Annotated in this window: 15 protein-coding genes and 2 pseudogenes; 9 read left to right on the top strand and 8 right to left on the bottom strand. The window is 64.7% G+C overall.

From position 1 onward, the window contains the following. The first annotated feature begins 60 nt into the window (after positions 1–60). Positions 61–792: a polysaccharide deacetylase family protein gene (locus ASPHE3_RS18215; protein WP_120692991.1), complete on the top strand. Its 732-nt coding sequence runs from the start codon at positions 61–63 to the stop codon at positions 790–792. Between the two features lie 25 nt (positions 793–817). Here ASPHE3_RS18215 and pabB read toward each other — a convergent pair whose 3' ends face one another. The 4 genes and pseudogenes from pabB to ASPHE3_RS18195 all read right to left on the bottom strand — a co-directional run. Further along, positions 818–2,881 (bottom strand): aminodeoxychorismate synthase component I, encoded by a 2,064-nt coding sequence (pabB, locus tag ASPHE3_RS18210; protein ID WP_013602666.1) that lies wholly within the window; start codon positions 2,879–2,881, stop codon positions 818–820. Between the two features lie 52 nt (positions 2,882–2,933). Then, entirely contained in the window at positions 2,934–3,473 is a 540-nt protein-coding gene (locus tag ASPHE3_RS18205) for a low molecular weight protein-tyrosine-phosphatase (protein ID WP_041653299.1), read from the bottom strand. Positions 3,474–3,596: 123 nt separating this feature from the next. Further along, entirely contained in the window at positions 3,597–4,220 is a 624-nt protein-coding gene (locus ASPHE3_RS18200) for a LysE family transporter (RefSeq protein WP_013602664.1), read from the bottom strand. A 69-nt stretch (positions 4,221–4,289) separates the two neighbouring features. After that, positions 4,290–4,727, bottom strand: a pseudogene (locus ASPHE3_RS18195) (SAM-dependent methyltransferase); the annotation flags it as partial. Positions 4,728–5,145: 418 nt separating this feature from the next. Between ASPHE3_RS18195 and ASPHE3_RS18190 the strand changes: the two are divergent. After that, on the top strand, positions 5,146–6,210 hold the full coding sequence (locus ASPHE3_RS18190) for an IS110 family RNA-guided transposase (RefSeq protein ID WP_013603094.1): 1,065 nt from the start codon (positions 5,146–5,148) through the stop codon (positions 6,208–6,210). A gap of 678 nt (positions 6,211–6,888) precedes the next feature. Here the strand turns inward: ASPHE3_RS18190 and ASPHE3_RS18180 are convergent. The 3 genes and pseudogenes from ASPHE3_RS18180 to ASPHE3_RS18170 form a co-directional block, all read right to left on the bottom strand. Further along, on the bottom strand, positions 6,889–8,142 hold the full coding sequence (locus ASPHE3_RS18180) for an IS256 family transposase (RefSeq protein ID WP_041653295.1): 1,254 nt from the start codon (positions 8,140–8,142) through the stop codon (positions 6,889–6,891). A gap of 654 nt (positions 8,143–8,796) precedes the next feature. Beyond that, a pseudogene (locus ASPHE3_RS18175) lies at positions 8,797–9,177 on the bottom strand (methyltransferase domain-containing protein); the annotation flags it as partial. A gap of 71 nt (positions 9,178–9,248) precedes the next feature. Then, a complete protein-coding gene (locus ASPHE3_RS18170; RefSeq protein WP_041653291.1) occupies positions 9,249–9,776 on the bottom strand; it encodes a MarR family winged helix-turn-helix transcriptional regulator in 528 nt (175 codons plus the stop codon). Between the two features lie 203 nt (positions 9,777–9,979). Between ASPHE3_RS18170 and ASPHE3_RS18165 the strand changes: the two genes are divergently transcribed. The 7 genes from ASPHE3_RS18165 to ASPHE3_RS18135 all read left to right on the top strand — a co-directional run bounded on the left by ASPHE3_RS18165 (position 9,980) and on the right by ASPHE3_RS18135 (position 17,605). After that, entirely contained in the window at positions 9,980–12,172 is a 2,193-nt protein-coding gene (locus tag ASPHE3_RS18165; protein WP_013602662.1) for an MMPL family transporter, read from the top strand. A 48-nt stretch (positions 12,173–12,220) separates the two neighbouring features. Beyond that, the gene (locus tag ASPHE3_RS18160) at positions 12,221–12,517 is read left to right on the top strand and encodes a hypothetical protein (RefSeq protein ID WP_013602661.1); all 297 of its coding nucleotides are present in this window, start codon (positions 12,221–12,223) and stop codon (positions 12,515–12,517) included. A 250-nt stretch (positions 12,518–12,767) separates the two neighbouring features. Beyond that, complete coding sequence (gene dnaK, locus ASPHE3_RS18155) at positions 12,768–14,639, top strand: molecular chaperone DnaK (protein ID WP_013602660.1); 1,872 nt, start codon at positions 12,768–12,770, stop codon at positions 14,637–14,639. A gap of 2 nt (positions 14,640–14,641) precedes the next feature. After that, entirely contained in the window at positions 14,642–15,346 is a 705-nt protein-coding gene (locus ASPHE3_RS18150) for a nucleotide exchange factor GrpE (RefSeq protein WP_013602659.1), read from the top strand. 267 nt (positions 15,347–15,613) lie between these two features. Then, entirely contained in the window at positions 15,614–16,585 is a 972-nt protein-coding gene (locus ASPHE3_RS18145; protein ID WP_174266602.1) for a DnaJ C-terminal domain-containing protein, read from the top strand. A 15-nt stretch (positions 16,586–16,600) separates the two neighbouring features. Further along, positions 16,601–17,026 (top strand): heat shock protein transcriptional repressor HspR, encoded by a 426-nt coding sequence (locus ASPHE3_RS18140; protein WP_013602657.1) that lies wholly within the window; start codon positions 16,601–16,603, stop codon positions 17,024–17,026. 192 nt (positions 17,027–17,218) lie between these two features. After that, positions 17,219–17,605, top strand: a complete 387-nt coding sequence (locus tag ASPHE3_RS18135; protein WP_013602656.1) for a hypothetical protein — start codon at positions 17,219–17,221, stop codon at positions 17,603–17,605. Between the two features lie 23 nt (positions 17,606–17,628). Here ASPHE3_RS18135 and ASPHE3_RS18130 read toward each other — a convergent pair whose 3' ends face one another. Beyond that, complete coding sequence (locus ASPHE3_RS18130; protein ID WP_013602655.1) at positions 17,629–18,909, bottom strand: MFS transporter; 1,281 nt, start codon at positions 18,907–18,909, stop codon at positions 17,629–17,631. Between the last annotated feature and the right edge of the window lie 17 nt (positions 18,910–18,926).

Here is an 18,926-nt window from a genome sequence, read left to right as displayed (position 1 = left end):
GCCAAAAGCGTCAAGAACAAGGCGGCAGGAGCGGGTTTCATGATGACCGAAAGGAAAGCAATGAAGCTCCCGATCCACCGCCCGGTTTCCCTCCGCAAGGCAGCCTTCCCTGTCGCCGCGGCAGTCCTCGCCCTCAGCGCTTCTGTTCCGGCAGGCCTCGTGGGGGCAACGGCAGCACAGGCGGATGAGGCAACGCCCGCGATCGTCGAGTCCACCCGGCACGAGGGCAAGTACGCCAGCTTGACCTTTGACGACGGGCCGGACCCGGTGAGCACGCCTAAACTGCTGGCAGTCCTGGAGAAGCACCATGTCAAGGCAACATTCTGCCTGTGGGGCGACCATGTAAAACAACACCCGGACATCGTGCGGCAAATCGCCGCCGCCGGCCATCTGCTGTGCAACCACACGATGCATCACGACAACATGGGTGCATGGAGTGCGGAGGCCATCAAAGCTGACTTGCTGGAGACGAGTGCCGCCATCAGGGAAGCTGTCCCCGACGCGAAAATCGACTACTTCAGGGCCCCCTACGGAAGCTGGGGGCAGACACCCGAAGTTGCTGCCGAATTGGGCATGCAGCCGCTTGGCTGGCAGTTGACCATCGGCGACTGGGAGCCGCCGGGAACGTCCGAACTGGTCCGCCGGATCCGGGAAGGCATTCGGCCCGGAGGCGTTGTGCTCCTCCATGACGGCGGCGGCGACAGGACTCAGACTGTTGAGGCCGTCGATCAGGTCATCCCCGTGCTCAAGGCCGAAGGGTGGAAGTTCGACAGGCCTGCCCGGCGGGGCTGACCCTCCCAGGGCGGAGTTCCCGGCGCTAGCTTTCCGGGAACTCCGCCCCCAGGGTTGAGAGGACGCCGAAGGCCTTGGTCCGGATTTCCTCGTACTCCTCAGCGGGGACGGAGTCGGATGTGATGGCGCCACCCACTCCGAGGCTCAGTTCCGCGGTTCCCGTCACGTCCCTGCTGACCACCAGGGTCCGGATGGCAACGGCAAGGTCCGTGGCGCCGTTGAGGGAGAAGTAGCCGATGGCGCCGGAGTAGATTCCCCGCGGCCCCCCTTCCAGCCGGTCAAGGATGGCCATGGTGCTGATCTTGGGCGCCCCGGTCATTGAGCCGGCAGGGAAACAGGCGGCCACGGCTTCGGCGCGCGGCGAACCCGGCAGGAGCTGCGCGTCGATGGTGCTCACCATCTGGTGGACGGTGGCGTAGGTTTCGATCGCGCAGAGCCTGCTTACGGTGACTGATCCGGGAACAGCGAAGTGGCTGAGGTCGTTCCGGAGCAGGTCCACGATCATGATGTTTTCCGCCCGGTCCTTCAGGGACGTGGCCAGGTCGGTTCGCAGTTGCTCGTCTTCGTCAGGGTCCGATCCCCGGCGGCGGGTTCCCTTGATCGGCTCGGCGCGCATGCCGCCGTCGGACGCGATCCTAAGGAACCGCTCGGGGGAAGTGCTTGCCACGGTGAGTCCGCCCAGCTTCAGGTAGCTGGCGAACGGGGCGGGATTCCTGCGCCGCAGTGAAAGGTAGGTGCCCCAGGTGTCCAGGGCAGTTTCCGGAACGGTGGCCGCGAGGGTAGTGGTCAGGCAGACCTCGTAAGTGTTTCCCTCCGCGATCTCGCGCTGCGCGGAGGCGATCTTGGCCAGGTATTCCGCACGGGCATCCCGGCTGCGGAAGCCGGGAGCCGGAGGACGTACGACGCCGGTGCTGCCGCCGGCCTGCGCCGCCGGTCCGGCGGTTTCCACGGCCGTCCGGGCGCTGTCCAGCCACTCGTCGGCATCCGCGGCCTTGACTGCCAGGAGCCAGGCGGTGCCTTCCCGATGATCAAGGACCACAGCCCGTGCCGCGAAGATGAGCGCGGCGTCCGGGGTGGGGGCGGGCTGGTCCGTCCCGCCGGTTTCGCGCTTGAGTTCGTAACCCAGGCAGCCCAGCCACCCCAGCGTGAAATCGCCGGGATAGGTTCCGGGTACATCTGCGGCCGCGGCAACCCATGCTGTGTCCAGCCAGCGGAAGAAGGGGCCCTCAATGGTGGCGGTTGCACAGCCGGCGCTGACCCGGCTCCGGCCGGAACTGTGCGTGACCGACTGGCCCAGCAGGCCGCCGTCGTCCGCGAGGATACTGAAGCGGCTGCGCTCGGCTGCCTCCGCTGTGGTGCCTCCGGGATCGGCCGCAATGGAACCGGCGTTGGAAGAGTCCAGCCACACGGCATTGGCCGAACTGCCGTACAGGGTATGGAACAGGGTGGCCGGGTCTGGCCCGCCAGCCAACCGCTCCGCATGCAGGCGCAGCCCGCGGCGGACGGACAGTTCCGGTGCCAGGGCCGCGGCAAGGGCAGGGACGTACGGGAGGACCTGCATGACATCTCCCGGCGCAGTTCCGTCTGCCGGGTTAAGCACATGGATGTCGGCGTGGCCCGGGACGTCATCCCCGGCGAGCCATTCCTCTTCCTGCGCCGCCCACTGGTCCCAATACGGTTCATAGGTCGAGCCGTCGCGGCCCAGGGCGCGGGTCCGGCGCACGTCGTCAGGCGCCTCTGCCCAGATGACCGCACTCAGCAGCGGGCGGGCTGCCTGGGCCGCCGCCCCCACGCCCTCCACGATCACAATGTCTGCCGGAAGCGTCACGCGGGGAGCGCCGTCGTAATGTTTCTCCCAGTCCCAGCTGACCCACTGCGCGGCGTCCCCCCGGCTCAGGGGTGCGAGCACGGTGGAAATGTAGCGTTCGACGCCGGCGGCGAGGCCATTCCAGCCCGGGTAGATGTCCTCGAGGTGGAACAGGGACACCTTGTGGTGGGCGCGCAGCCGGGCTGCCAGTTCGACGGCGAGGGTGGTCTTGCCGGCGCCGGAGCGTCCGTCAACGGCGATGATGACGGGGGCTGGGCTCATGGAGTAGAGCGTACCGTTTTCCCCGGCGCGCTTTCATCCGGGTACGTTCCGGCTAGTGGATCTGCCGCTGCAGTTCGGCGCCCCTGAGTACCGCCGCCCTGATGTGGTCCACGATCCCAGGCAGTGCCGCGTGGATCTGGTGCCAGACGGCGTCGAAGTCCGCGTGCCCGCCATACCAGGGGTCTTCGATGCCCTGGTCCAGCAGGTCCCGGCCAGCCATGGCCGGATCAAAGCTGCGGAGCATCCGGATTTTCTCCAGGGACTCCTGGTCCGGAGCGGCCTCGCTCAGCCAGGCGTAGTGGTCGATGTCCAGGGCAAGGATCAGATCCCGTTCCCGGAACCAGTCGTGGACCCATTCACGGGCAATGTGCTGCTGCGATGCCAGTTGCGTGGCGGCGAGCCTGCGTGCAGCCCTGGGATCGATGGGCCGGCCCGCCTCATAGCCGGTGGTTCCCGCCGAGTCCACGCTCACCACGCGGTCCAGCCCGGCGCGTTCCAGGGCCGCCGTGAGCATGAGCTCCGCCATGGGGGACCGGCAGATATTTCCGGTACAGACGGCGATGACGCGGTATGGGCTCGACGTTGAGTTCATGAAACTAAGCATGCGCGCTATCTGCCCGATTGGCTAGGGAGAGCATTCACAAAGGTTGACGGGCTTGTAAAGAAGCTTGTTATTCCCGTCACGTTCCTTGCCTTCAGCTGTAAGAGCAGGGGGCTAGTGGATGACGGCGAGCAGGATGCCAACCGCCACAAAGAGGACGCCAAAGACCTTGCTAAGGACCAGCTGGCCTTTCTCCGTGCGCGTAAACCTTTGGAAGGAGCGGGCAGCCGCCGCGAAGAAGAACCACATGACCAGGATGTCGATGACCACGATGGTTGCAGTGAGCACTGCGTACTGGGCAAGGAGGGGCTGTTCGGGCCGGATGAACTGTGGCATGAAGGCCAGGAAGAAAACGATGGCCTTCGGGTTCAGCAAGTTGACCCACAGGCCACGGCGGAAGATCGACCAGGCCGGCTCGTTACGGAGGGCCGCGGTTTGCTGTTCCTCGAGGTCCGGTTTGCTCAGGAACTGCCTGATTCCCAGGTACACAAGGTAGGCCGCGCCGGCATAACGGATCACGTTGAAGGCGACGGGAGAGCTCGCCACCAGCACGCCCACGCCCAGAGCGACGATCACCACGTGGATCACCAGTGCCGCCTGCTGCCCCAGGATGCCCCAAATGGAGCGGCGGAACCCGGCGTTCAACGAATTGCTCATGGTGTTGATGGCCCCGGCGCCGGGAGTGAAGCTGATCAGGGTGCCGGCACCCGCGAGGGCCAGCCACAGGGAAAATTGCACCTCACAATACTACTCGGCGCACGTCCGGCGCCGGCCTCCGGGTCCGGGGGTTATGTGGACAAACTGCCCCTACGCCCGGGCGATCACCTCTCCGTTCGGAATCAGGAACCAGCCGTCATCGGTGGAACCCCAGCGGTGCCAGCCCGCTGAAATGCGGGCAAGGTCGGCAGGATTGGCAAAGCCGTACTCCAGCGCCTGCTCAGCAAAGGCGGAGTGGAGCACCCGTTCACCCCAGACGCGGGCCTGCCAGCGGCGCTGCTGTCCCGTGGCATAGAGCCAGTTGCTGCTGCTGGGGGCCACGTCGGTGAACCCGGCAGCCTGAGCCCAGCTGACCAGCCGCCGGCCGGCATCGGGTTCCGCCCCGTTCCGGCGTGCGATCCGCTGGTACAGCTCCATCCACTCGTCCAGCTCAGGGATGGCGGGATACCAGCTCATGCCGTGGAAATCGGCGTCGCGCACGGCAACAATGCCGCCCGGCTTCGCAACCCGCCGCATCTCCCGCAGCGCCACTGAGGAGAATTGCAACTGTGGCAGGGCAGTAGTTCCTGGCTTACCCGCATGTTGACGTTCGGCACAGGACCGGATCTGTATTGGAGGAGATTTGTCGGTTCGATTGCTCTGCCCGTCTCGAACCAAAGGTTTGGCTATGGCGAGCCTGATGTTTGGAGACAGGCCAACTGCCGAGAATGAGACTGTGGCAGGGGAGCAGTTCCTGACTTGCCCGCTGCGTGACGTTCGGTACTTGGTGCATGAATCTGTCTATGCGGAGATCTGTCGGTACAGCTGTCCTGCCACTCACCTAGGGCGACCGGGCCGGACGGAGTCGTGACTTGATAGGAACGTGCAGCTTAGCTTTTCAGTGCTTTGTCCGCCCGGCCCGGTCAATCGTGCTCGCCATTCTCAACCTCGACAGGAATGAGGCGGCATGACTCTGACAACGACACACCCCGCCAAGGCTGTAACCATCGGAGTGGACACCCACCAGCTGGTCCACCATGCAGCTGCAGTAGATCAGGACGGGCGAATGCTCGGCGACCGAGAATTCCCCTCGGACCGCGGGGGCTACCAACAACTGCTGGACTGGGCAGCAAGCTTCGGCATCATCAACGCATTCGGCATCGAATGCACCGGATCCTACGGCGCGGGCCTGACCCGGCACCTTCTCGCGGCAGGGATCGATGTCGTAGAGGTAAACAAGAGCCACTCTCAAGTCCGTCACCGCGTCGGTAAGAGCGACGCTGTCGACGCTGAAGCTGCTGCCCGCAAAGTTCTCTCTGGTGAATGCACAGATCCAGCGAAGGACACCACCGGAGCGGTCGAAGCAATCCGCAATCTTCACCTGGTCAGAGACTCTGCGATCAAGGCCCGCAGCGCGGCATGTGTTCAGCTGCGGGATGTTCTGCTCACCGCACCGGATCATCTCAGGACCAGGCTGACCGCCAGAACCCTCGAGGGCAAAGCCACTCAAGCCCGCGCCCTGCGGCCGGATCTGAGCCGGATCCACGAGCCCGAGCAGGCAGTGAAATACGCACTGCGGGAGCTCGGCCGCCGCGTTTACGAGCTCACGGCCGAAATCAACGAGGTAGACAAGCATCTGACTCGGCTGGTCTCCGCCGTGGCACCCAACACCCTGGCGCTGCCCCAAGTCGGCCCCGTCAGTGTCGCCCAACTACTCATAACCGCCGGTGAGAACTTCGAGCGCTTCCGCAACGAAGCCGCGTTCGCCCGGCTCTGCGGCGTCGCTCCCATCCCCGTCTCCTCCGGGAAATCACACCGCATGCGGCTCCACCGGGGAGGCAACCGCCAAGCCAACAGGGTCATCTACCTCATAGCCATCTGCCGACTTCGCTATGACCCAAGGAGCCAGGCATACCGTGACCGCAAACGTGCTCAAGGGCACTCATCAGCCGACGCCATCCGCTGCCTCAAACGCTTCATCGCCCGCGAGCTCTACTACAGCCTCAAAAGGGACCTGACCCAGACAAGATAAGGGCAACCTGGAAGTCTGGCTGACAACGAGGAAGACTACTCGGCGCGTCTCTTGCTGCGGCTTGCAACTAGACCAGCTAGAAGGGCACCAATAAGAGAGAGGACTAGGGGCGATTTGGCCCCTTCTATCAAGATGTACACCAGCAGCGGGTAGTGTTCCTCGCCGGCACGGGGTCCTCCTGATGCAAGCGGGGTGGCCCACAAAGCAGCGACAGTCAGAAGTGCAAGAGCGACAAGGCGGGCGGGTGTGCCGTGTACGAGCAGGCGGTATGTGAGGACTGCTGCAAGCCCGACAAGAACGAGACAGAGCCGCCACACGTACGGCAACCAGTCGCCGGGAACTCCAACAGCGCGCCCATCGAGACCCAAGACAGCATGAATCTCGGACAGCTGCAGCTGCATCGTGAGGTAACCCGTCAAGCAGATCACCACCAAGGAACCGACTCCAGCGATTACAACTGAAAGCGCCGAGCTTCGCTTCGAAGTTGAAACCGTACTCCCCGTAGCCGGGCTATCCGTCTTCTCCATTGAAATCCCCCATTTCATTCTTCCTATGACTCTAAACCTCGCGGAAAACTTTTCGGACAGCGGACAGTCTCAAACTGGCTGACAGTCCAAGGCGCTAAGAAGCGACTGAGGGGGACTGTCCGATAAACGGTGTGTGGAGTCCGGCCGGTTTTCATTGTTGAGTGGTTCTTTCGAACCGGCCAGCGAAGGTAATAGCGAACGCGTTTAGCGCAGGCTTCCACCTCATCACCCAGCGTGCACGGCCACCGCCGGTTGGATCAAGAGATCTGGTGACCAGGTATAGGCATTTCAGGGCAGCGGTCTCGTTCGGAAAGTGCCCGCGGGCCCTCACCGCCCTTCGGTAGCGTGCGTTGATCGACTCGATCGCGTTCGTCGTGCAGATGACCCGTCGGATCTCCACGTCGTACTCCAGGAAGGGCACGAATTCGGCCCAGGAGGATTCCCAGAGCCGTACGATGGCCGGATACCGCTGGCCCCACTCGGCAGTGAATTCGGCGAACCGGTCCTTCGCCGCCTGCTCGGACGGGGCCGTGTAGACCGGCTTGAGCGCCTTGACGATGCCGTCGCGGTGCTGGCGTCCGGCGTAGCGGAAGCTGTTGCGGATCAGGTGCACGATGCACTGCTGCACCACCGTCCGCTCCCACGTGGTCGTGATCGCCTCCGGCAGGCCTTTGAGCCCGTCGCAGACGGCGATCAGCACATCTTCCACGCCCCGGTTCTTCAGCTCCGAGAAGACCTGCAGCCAGAACCGGGCACCCTCGCCACCGTCGCCGGCCCAGATGCCCAGGATCTCCCGCTCCCCATTGGTGGTGACGCCCATAACGACGTAGAACGGGGTGTTGCGCACCTGCCCGTCACGGACCTTGACCACGACCGCATCAACGAACAGCACCGGATAGATCGGATCCAAAGGCCGGGCCGACCATTCGGCCAGTTCTCCGGCGACTTTCTCCGTGATGCGGCTGATGGTGTCTTTAGAGACTCTGGCCCCGTAGACCTCCTCGAAGTGGGCGGCGATTTCCCCGGTCGTCAGCCCCCGGGCAGAGAGGGAGAGCACGATCTGGTCGATCCCGTCCAGACGCCGTTTCCGCTTGGGCACGATCACCGGTTCGAACGACCCGTCCCGATCCCGGGGCACCTCAATCTCGACCGGACCGATCTCGGTCAACACGGTCTTTGACCTGGTGCCGTTGCGCATGTTGGCTGCGATCGGTGTCTGGCCGTGCTCGTGGCCGAGGTGCTCTGTCAGCTCGGCTTCCAGAGCGGTCTCCAGCACATTTCTCGTGAGTTGGTTCAGCAGCCCGCCCGGGCCTACCAGGCTCACGCCCTGTTCCTTGGCCTGCGCGAGCAACCGCTCCGCAAGCTCCTTCTGATCGATGATCTCTCCCGTCACAGGATCGATCATCACCCCTGCCATCTCGGACGTGGACTCTGACACGGCCGTCTCCTTTCGGATCAGGCCGGACTCCACACACCGTTATTCAGACAGTCCCGACTGAGGCCGTTTCCACCGATAGGAGCCGGGCGTAGTTCAGACACATGCTCAGGCTTTCATTGCCGGGAACACGAGCACCGGACAGAGAAACCGACTCACCCTCGGATACGGACGAGCTGTCAGGAAGGACCAATGACTCACCATCGAACTTCGTACCTTCAGGAAAGACCAACGTGTAATCATCACCGTCGTCCGCGCGGACGATAAAGCAGCCCGCTCCATCATTATCGAGACGTCCCGTAAGCTGGGCGTCTTCTCTCGGAGCGGTTGACGGGCCAGAATGCACTACGGCCTTTTTGCCACCCTCACTAAGAAGCAGCTCTGTTGGTAACTCCTGCACCACAGAAGGCGAGCTGCTGGCCGTCGGAGAGTCTTGGGCTACCGCGGAGCAGGAAGCCAGGGAGAACGCAATGATGGTCAAAGCACCGAAGGAAAGTGTGTGTTTCATTTCTGTCCCCAATCAGAATGAGCTGTGTTGCCCCAGCCTAAAGCTGAAGCGGAAACGAGGCACCGATTCAGACTTGACTGCAACTAAATCGGTACAGGGGTTGTCTATAGGAACATCTCCACCGGGTCCGTGAGGTGTTGGAGCACCTGGTGGGCATGCACGACGTCGAACGTCCCGTCCTGGAACTCCAGGTCGTAGATGTTGCCGGCAACGAATTCCACATTGGGTACCTCGCGTTCCACGGCGAGGGCCTGCGCCTGGGCGATGATATCCGGCGAGCGGTCCAGGCCCGTGACTTTTCCAGGAGCCACCAGCGCTGCGAAGTCGCAGGTGATGGTGCCCGGACCGCAGCCGACGTCCAGGACACTCGAACCCGGCGTGAGGTGGGGCAGGACAAAGGCTGCCGAGTTCTCGGCGGTCCTGGCGGCATGGGCGCGGACCACCGACTCGTGATGGCCGTGCGTGTACACATCGTTTTCAGGCTGCTGCGCACTCATAACCAAACGCTACCCCCAGCCAGGTAGCGGCAAGTGTCGTTTTGAAGCTCCAAAACGACACTTGCCGCTACCTAGTTGGGTGGGGAGGTGGGTGAGCTGGAGGATTCCTCCCGGGCGGCCACCGTGGCTTCCACCATTGCCGTCATGAAACGGGTCACTGTCTCCAGTTCCTCCGGCGAGAAGTCTGCCATGGCGCTTCCCATGTGGCGCGAGAGCGGGGCGAAGATGGCGCCGCCGTCCTGGTACGCCTTGGGCGTCATTTTCAACTGGACCTGCCGGCGGTCGGAGCTGTGCCGTTCGCGCACCACATGACCCGACTGGTCCAGCCTGTCGATCAGGGCGGTGGTGGCCGGCGAGCTGAGGTGCAGCTCCTTGCGGAGGAGGCCAGGCGTCACCACGTTCCCCTTCGCGGTGTGGGTCATGATGACTGCCAGCGCGTTCAGGTCCGTGCGGTGCATATCCTTCCGGCCGCCCGCTGTGTCTACGTACCGGTTGGCCTCCAGGGTGAACTCCTGCAGGAGCCGGACCAGGGGATGGGGGGCTCCCGGCCCGGGGGGAGATGTGCGGGCATCGTCCGGTAAGGGGCTCTCGCTTGCCATGACCACCTCCTCGAATTCCGGCCGCATTGCGGCTCCTGCGGGTTTGCCGTACTGACGGATACTACTTCAGCCGCAAAGGCAGCCGGGTGCTGCCCCCCTCAGTACTGCGCGAAGCAAAAACAGCTAGCCTGCCTCTTATCTCTATCGTGGAGATACTCTAGTATGGAACCAATACTACTCCCGTCCCCCTTTCGGAAGGCATCATGAAACCAAAATCCGCCGGCAAGGAGCGCGTACCGTTCTGGCTGCGCTGGCTGCTTCCTGTCATCCTGGTCCTTACCTGGCTTGCGCTCGCCGGAATTGGTGGGCCTACCTTCGGCAGGCTTGAAGAGGTTTCCTCGAACGACCAGGCCTCGTTCCTTCCCGCCGGGGCAGAAGCCACTGCTGCCCAGGACTGGCAGGCAAAATTCCGGGATTCGGACGAGGTTCCCGGCGTGATCGTGATCGAGAACGGGGAGGCGTTCACTCCGGCCCAGCTGGGTGAAGTTGCCGGCCTTCGGACAGAGCTGGAAGAGCTGCAGCTTGGCAGTGCGGTGATCGGACCCATTCCCTCCGAGGACGGCAGGGCGGTCCAGTTCATAGCGTCCATCAGCGAATCGGCCGAGATCAAGGAGGCGGTGCAGGAACTGCGGGAGACGGTGGCAGAGGCGGCCCCGGAGGGAACACAGACCTTCGTGACGGGACCGGCCGGGCTCGCTGCCGACCTGACAGCCGCCTTCGCCGGCATCGACGGGATCCTGCTGCTGGTGGCACTGGCTGCCGTCTTCGTGATCCTGCTGATCGTGTACCGGTCACTCCTGCTGCCCATCATGGTGCTCCTGACGTCGGTCTTCGCCCTCTGCGCAGCCATCCTGCTGGTATTCGGCATGGCCAAGGCCGGCTGGATCCAGCTGAACGGCCAGAGCCAGGGCATCCTGTCCATCCTGGTGATCGGCGCGGCCACGGACTACGCGCTGCTCTACGTGGCACGGTTCCGCGAGGCGCTGACCCACACCACCAACCGCACAGCGGCCGCGTTGACGGCCTGGAAAGCGTCCTTTGAACCGATCCTGGCCTCCGGCGCCACCGTGATCATCGCCCTGCTGTGCCTGCTTTTTTCCGACCTCAACTCGAACAAGGCCCTGGGCCCCGTGGCGGCCGCCGGCATCCTCTGCTCCCTGTTTGCGGCACTCACCCTGCTCCCGGCGCTGATGGGGCTGCTGGGCCGGGCGGCGTTCTGGCCCTTCATTCCAAAACTGGTTCCCGCCAGTGAACGCGAGCCTGAGCTGATCACCGGGCTTGAGGGCCAGAAGGGCCTGTGGCATGCCACCGGCTCCCTGGTGGCCCGCCGCCCGCGTGCGGTGTGGATTGCATCCGTCCTTTTCCTGGCGGTCGCCTCCGCCGGCGTCCTGCAGCTCAAAGCCAACGGCGTGCCCCAGACGGATGTCATCCTGACCGCGTCCAATGCGGTGGACGGCCAGGACGCGCTGGCGCGCCACTTCGACGCCGGCAGCGGCAGCCCCGCCGTCGTGGTTGCGGACCAGGGCAAGGCGCAGGAGGTGCTGGAGGCTGTGAAAGCGTCCGACGGCGTGGGCGAGGCTTACCTGCTCGCGCAGGGGAGCGTGCCGATCACCGGAGCCCCGGGCGCTCCCAGCGCCCCCGACGTCCGCGACGGCAAGGTACTCATCACCGCCACTCTGAATGACGCCGCGGACTCGCTGGAAGCAGAGGAGACCGTCAAGGCCCTCCGCGCAGAGGTGAAAACGGTGGATCCCGGTGCCTTGGTGGGCGGTGTGACCGCAACAGCACTCGATACCAACACCACGGCCCAGCGGGACCTGGTGATCATCATCCCCGTGGTCCTGGTGGTCATCCTCTTCATCCTGATGCTGCTGCTCCGCTCCGTCCTGGCACCGGTGTTGCTGGTGCTCTCCGTGGTGCTCTCCTACGCGGCCGCCATGGGCGTCTCCGCCTTCGTATTCAACAACATCCTGGGATTCCCGGGGGCTGATGCAACGGTTCCGCTGTTCGGTTTTGTGTTCCTGGTAGCCCTAGGCGTGGACTACAACATCTTCCTGATGAGCCGTGTCCGCGAGGAATCGCTGAAGCACGGCACCCGGCCCGGCATTCTGCGCGGCCTGGGAGTCACGGGCGGTGTGATCACCTCCGCCGGCGTCGTGCTGGCAGCCACGTTCGCGGCCCTGGGCGTTATCCCGATCATGTTCCTGGTGCAGCTGGCCTTTATCGTGGCCTTCGGCGTGCTGCTGGATACGGTGCTGGTCCGGTCGCTGCTGGTTCCCGCCCTTGCGTACGACATTGGTCCGCGGATCTGGTGGCCCAGCAAGTTGGCGCGGCAGGAGTTTGAGGAGCCTTCGGGCCGGACTGAGGCCCTGTTGGAGGAAACACCTGCTCGGTAGACTGCCAATGCGCCCGCATGGACGCGGAACTCAAAGGAGAGGTGCACCATGACTGAGAACCCGGAAATCCCTGGCGAGGAGCCGCGGAGGGGAAGCACCGCCCCCGGCCTGGAAGGTGAGGGCGGGCAGTACGTGGACGGTGACTACGGCGACGCAGGCACCGTGGGGGAGCCTGCCGGGAACGTCGAAGACGGCGAATATCCGGATGGTGACTACGGCGAGGCCGGGTCCACCGGAACGGCACGGGAAGCAGACACCATCCGCGAAGGTCTTACTGACAGGCAGGTGAACACCACGGCCGATGAGCGTGGCCCGCTCCACGGTGACGACGGCAGTGGCAGGTAGCAGGGCATAAGAAGTACGACGACGGCGCGTTCTCCTACAGCGAAAGGGGAGCGCGCCGTCGTACTTCTTTAACCGCCGGGAACCGCGCCACTGCAAGGGAAAGCGCAGGGCCCGCGGCAAGTCGGGAACGAGAGTTGAGCGCACTACGCTCAACTTGGGATTGACATGATCTGCGTGCTGAGTAAAGTTGAGTGCAGAACGCTCAATAAGCGAGCGCCGACCAGTTTCCAAGGAAAGAAGGAAGCAACACATGTCACGTGCAGTAGGTATTGACCTCGGAACCACCAACTCCGTCGTCTCCGTTCTCGAAGGTGGCGAGCCCACCGTTATTGCCAACGCCGAGGGTGGCCGCACCACGCCGTCCGTCGTTGCGTTCTCCAAGTCCGGCGAGGTCCTGGTTGGCGAAATCGCCAAGCGCCAGGCCGTCAACAACATTGACCGCACCATCGCTTCGGTCAAGCGCCACATGGGCACGGACTGGACCATCAACATTGATGACAAGAAGTACACCCCGCAGGAAATCTCCGCGCGTATCCTCATGAAGTTGAAGAACGACGCCGAGTCCTACCTGGGTGAGAAGGTCACCGACGCCGTCATCACCGTTCCGGCGTACTTCAACGACGCCGAGCGCCAGGCCACCAAGGAAGCCGGCGAAATCGCCGGCCTGAACGTCCTGCGCATCGTCAACGAGCCCACCGCCGCGGCACTGGCCTACGGCCTGGACAAGGGCAAGGAAGACGAACTCATCCTGGTCTTCGACCTCGGTGGCGGTACCTTCGACGTCTCCCTGCTGGAAGTCGGCAAGGACGAAGACAGCTTCTCCACCATCCAGGTCCGCGCCACCGCCGGTGACAACCGCCTCGGCGGTGACGACTGGGACCAGCGGGTCGTTGACTACCTGCTGAACCAGCTCAAGGTCAAGGGCATCGACCTCTCCAAGGACAAGATCGCCCTGCAGCGCCTCCGTGAAGCAGCTGAGCAGGCCAAGAAGGAACTGTCCTCCTCAACCAGCACCAACGTTTCGCTCCAGTACCTTTCCGTCACCCCCGACGGCCCGGTCCACCTGGACGAGCAGCTGACCCGCGCCAAGTTCCAGGACCTCACCAAGGACCTCCTGGAGCGCACCAAGAAGCCGTTCCACGACGTCATCAAGGAAGCCGGCATCAAGCTCTCCGACATCAACCACATCGTCCTGGTCGGTGGCTCCACCCGTATGCCCGCCGTCTACGACCTGGTCAAGGAACTTGCCGGCGGCAAGGAGCCGAACAAGGGCGTGAACCCGGATGAGGTTGTGGCCGTTGGTGCAGCCCTCCAGGCAGGTGTGCTGAAGGGTGAGCGCAAGGATGTCCTCCTGATCGACGTCACCCCGCTGTCCCTCGGCATCGAAACCAAGGGCGGCGTGATGACGCACCTGATCGAGCGCAACACCGCCATCCCCACCAAGCGGTCCGAGACCTTCACCACCGCTGACGACAACCAGCCGTCCGTGGCCATCCAGGTCTTCCAGGGTGAGCGCGAGTTCACCAGGGACAACAAGCCGCTGGGCACGTTCGAGCTGACCGGCATCGCCCCGGCGCCGCGCGGCATCCCGCAGATCGAGGTCACCTTCGACATCGACGCCAACGGCATCGTCCACGTCTCCGCGAAGGACAAGGGCACCGGCAAGGAACAGTCCATGACCATCACCGGCGGCACCGCGCTCTCCAAGGAAGACATCGACCGCATGGTCCGTGACGCTGAGGAGCACGCAGCCGAGGACAAGGCCCGCCGCGAGGCAACCGACACCCGCAACTCCGCGGAGCAGCTGGCCTACTCCGTGGACAAGCTCATCGCCGACAACGCCGACAAGCTGCCTGAAGAGGTCAAGACCGAGGTCCAGACCGACGTCGACGACCTGAAGAAGGCCCTCGAAGGCACGGACGACGCCGCTGTGAAGTCCGCCTTCGAGAAGCTGCAGGCATCGCAGACCAAGCTGGGCGAGGCCATCTACGCCCAGGCGGGGTCCCCGGACGGAAACACCGGCGCCGCAGGTGCTGAAGGTGCCGCCGGTTCCGCTGACTCCAAGGCTGACGAGGACATTGTTGACGCCGAGATCATCGACGAAGACGAAGCGAAGAAGTAATCATGCCCCATCACGGTAACGAGGAAGAGCACACTTCCACCGACCAGAGCAGGCACGACGGCGAGCCGGTCATCCGGGACAACCGCAAGGTTGACCCGGTGACCGGGCAGGCCCGGCACCCCGAAGGCGGTCACGCTGAAGGCGGGCACGCCCCCAAGGGCTCCGGCCCGGCGTCGGCTTCCCAGGAATCCGACGGCGACGCGCTGGCCCAGGCTGAGGAGATCCTCAACCGCGTCGAGGTGCCGGCGGAGGAATCCGTGGCCCAGGGCGCCGCGGCGGCCGGTACCACCGCCGCCGAGGTTGCAGAGCTGCGGAACGACCTCCTCCGCCTGCAGGCCGAGTACGTCAACTACCGCAAGCGGGTGGAGCGTGACCGCGCAGTAGCAGGGGAGATGGCCGTCATCGGCGTCCTGAACTCGCTGCTGCCGGTCCTGGACGACGTCGATGCGGCCCGCCAGCATGGCGACCTCACTGACGGTCCGTTCGCAGCGATCGCCACCAAGCTGGAGAACGCGCTGAAGACGTACGGCCTGACCCGCATCGACGAGACCGGCGTGGAGTTCGATCCCACGATCCACGAGGCCCTGATCCAGCAGCCCGGCGAGGACATCGAGGTTGACACCGTCAGCCAGGTGCTCCGCTCCGGCTACAAGTCAGGCGACCGCGTCCTTCGGGCCGCACAGGTGATTGTCGCGGTACCGGCCTGACGGTCACCAGGCGCTCCGCCGGATATGGGGCGGTGCCCGCTTCGCGGTGCCCTCCACACCGCCGCCCCATATCCGGCCTCCGCGCAGGCGGTCATCTCGCCTAAGGTGAGATGACCACAAAGCTCGGAGCGCTGCATGGGCCCCGGGAGTGGCATCGGGCCTATCGGAGCCGGGTGGCTTGGGATCGCAGATCCCAGGCCACCCGGCGTAGGGGCGGGGGCCCATGCAGCGCGTAGAGCTTTAGTAAGTACTAGAAAGGAAACGCCATTGGCTAGCCAGGATTGGGTGGACAAGGACTTTTACAAGATCCTTGGTGTTGCCAAGGACGCTTCCGACGCCGACATCAAGAAGGCCTACCGGAAGCTTGCCCGGCAGCACCACCCCGACACGAATGCGGGGAACGCCGCGTCCGAGAAGAAGTTCAAGGACATTTCCGAGGCCTACTCTGTGCTCTCGGACCCCGATGAGCGCCAGCAGTACGACGCCATCCGGGCCATGGGCGGGGGTGCCCGGTTCGCACCTGGCGGTGCCGGCGCCGCCAATGGCGGTTTCGAGGACCTGTTCGGCGGCCTGTTCACGGGTAACACCGGCCGGCACGCCGGCGGCTTCAACCCCTCTTCCGGCGGTATCCCGCCCGAGTTCGCGGACCTGTTCGGCGGCGGCTTCGGCCAGACCGGCTTCCAGCGGGCACCGTCCAAGGGTGCTGACCGCACTGCCTCCACCAGCATCTCCTTTGCCGGCGCAATCCGCGGCACCACCATCGGACTGCGGGAACCGAGCGGTGAGGTCATCGACGTCCGCGTGCCCGCAGGCATCAAGGACGGCCAGAAGATCCGCGTCCGCGGCAAGGGCCAGCCCGGCCCCGCAGGCAACGGCGACCTTGTGGTGTCCGTCTCGGTCCAGCCGCATCAGTTCTACACGCGCGACGGCGACAACCTCCGCATCCACGTGCCCGTCACCTTCCCCGAAGCTGCTTTGGGCGCCGACATCGAAGTGCCCACCATCGAGGGCGAAAAGGTGCGGGTCCGCGTGCCGGCAGGGACGCCGTCGGGCCGTACGCTGCGCGTCAAGGGCAAAGGCGTGAAGACGTCCAAGGGGACCGGTGACCTTCTGGTGACCATCGACGTCGCGGTGCCCAAGAACCTGAACAAGGAGGCCGAAGCCGCAGTCAAGGCCTTTGCAGAGGCAACGGCGGGTGCGGATGTCCGCGAGGGCCTGGCCGCCAAGGCCCGGTTGTAGCAGGGAGGGTGTGCTGTGGACGTCAGTGCTGACCAGCCCATCTTTGTGATTTCGGTGGCGGCTGAGCTTGCGGACATGCACCCTCAGACGCTCCGGCAGTACGACCGGCTGGGCATCGTTTCGCCCAGCCGCGCGCCCGGCAAGTCCCGCCGCTATTCGCAGCGGGACGTCAACATGCTGCGCGAGGTGCAGCGGTTGTCCCAGGAAGGCGTATCGCTGGAAGGGATCAAGCGCATCCTGGAACTTGAGAACCAGGTTGCAGCCCTGCAGAGCCGGATCAGCGAGCTGACCGAGGAGCTCGGCCGCCGCCGGCAACCGCTGGATGCACGGATCTTTGCCGCAGGCGCCGCCGGTGACGTGGTGAGCCTGGCCCGCGGGCAGCGCCCCCGCCCCCGGTCACAGGCAGTGGTGCTGTGGCGGCCCCGCGCCATCGGCAAGTAAGCGCGGCTAAGTACCGCTCCAGCATCGCAGGGCGGAAATAGAGTACTCACTACTCGTGACCACGGATGCCCCCGGAAACTTCAATGGAACCACTGTTGGATCAGCAGCAGTGGTTCCAAGTTTCTGGGGGTTTTCCATGTGTGGTTTCGCTTTTTGCAGCCCTGCCGTTGAGGTGCACCGATGAGCCCGGGGATGGAGTCGGTGGCGGCGCTCAGCGGCTCACTTCCCGGCCAGATCCTGCTGGCCCTGGGGCAGACGATTGTGGTGGTGTGCGTCTGCTTCGACATGGTCCGTGCACTGTCTGTTCCGAGGTCACACCGCCGCTACCTCGCGAGCACCGTCTTCCGGACCCTCGCAGTGCCGTCCATCATTGCGAACGGACTGACCGTCCTGATTGCCCTGGTGCTGGCGTCCTGGATTGACGTGGTGATGGGGATGTTCGTGCTGGTGGCCATCATCTTCCGCCTCCACCACGACAAGGACGAGGACAACTGGTGGAAGGGCAAGGGCAAGAAACTGGCCCGTTGGGCCCGCCGGCAGCTGTCCGGCCGCACGGCCGCCGCGCCCGCCATGGGGTAGGGCCGGCAGGTGGTGCCGGATGGTCAGGTTGGGCGGTGGTCTCCGCCGCGCATCCGCATGGCCACCAGTGCGCCGGATGCCGCGGTGATGGCGGCAACGGCCGCCACCGCCGCCGGTATGCCGTAAGCGTCCGCAAGTATGCCTGAGAGCAGCGCCCCGACGGCGAAGCCCGCATCACGCCACAGCCGGTAGATGCCGATGGAGCGTGCCCGCCACAGCGGGTGGGCCACGTCGCCGATGGCGGCCAGCAGCGTGGGATACACCATGGCCGTACCTGCGCCCAGCAGGACGACGGCGGCGAGCCAGGTTTCGAAGTCCCGTCCGACGGCGACCATCGCCAGTGCGGCGGCCTGGAGGAGCATGCCCCCGGCGATGAGCGGTTTGCGGCCGATCCGGTCCGAGAGCGGGCCCGTCACCAGCTGCCCGGCACCCCAGACAGCGGGGTATACGGCGGCGAGGATTCCGACGCGTTCCAGGCTGAGCCCTCCTGCCGTCACAAAGAGGACGGGGAACAGGCCCCACGCCAGTCCGTCGTTGAGGTTGTTCACCATGCCGGCCTGGCTGACGGAGGACAACGACTTGTCGCGGAAGCTGGTCAGTGAAAAGACCTCCCGGGAGCTGAGGCTGCCGTGGGTTCCGGCGTGGCTGGAGATATGGTGGGCGGCCTCTGCCTTCACGTGGTGATGCGTCTCCCGGACAGCCAAAACGGACAGTCCGAGGCCGATGGCGATGAACGCCGCACCGAGGAGGAAGGGCCCGGGGCGCAGGCCGAAGGTGGAGGCGATGTAGCCGGTGGCCAACGCAGTTCCGGCAACGCCAAGGTAGCCGGCCGCTTCATTGAGCCCCATTGCCAGGCCGCGGCGTTCCGGTCCCACCAAATCCATTTTCATCATGACGGTGGTGGACCAGGTAAGGCCCTGGCTGATGCCCAGGACAACATTGGCTGTGACGATCAGGGCCCAGGAGTCTCCGAAAATCAGGAGGAACGGCACCGGGAGGGCAACAAGCCAGCCTGCGATGAGCACAGGCTTGCGGCCGTAGCGGTCGGACAGGGTCCCGGCGAAGTAGTTGGTGGCGGCCTTGGCTACCCCGAACGCCAGGATGTACGTCAGGGCGCCCGTGTAGTGATCCAGCCCAAACACTTCCTCGGCCAGGAGCGGCAGTACCGTCCTTTCCTGCCCAAGGGTGCCGCCCACCAGTGCGTTGACCGCCACAAGAAGCATGAACTGCGCCAGGTTTTGACGCAGCCCCAGGCTGATGCCTGGCGGGCCGCCGGCGTGATGGCCGATCGTTCGTCCCTGCATGGTCTGGCTCCGTTCGT

This window comes from Pseudarthrobacter phenanthrenivorans Sphe3, assembly GCF_000189535.1.
Taxonomy (GTDB): domain Bacteria; phylum Actinomycetota; class Actinomycetes; order Actinomycetales; family Micrococcaceae; genus Arthrobacter; species Arthrobacter phenanthrenivorans.
The sequence above is the reverse complement of the archived record's forward strand: the minus strand, read 5'-3'. Positions and strand labels throughout refer to the sequence as shown.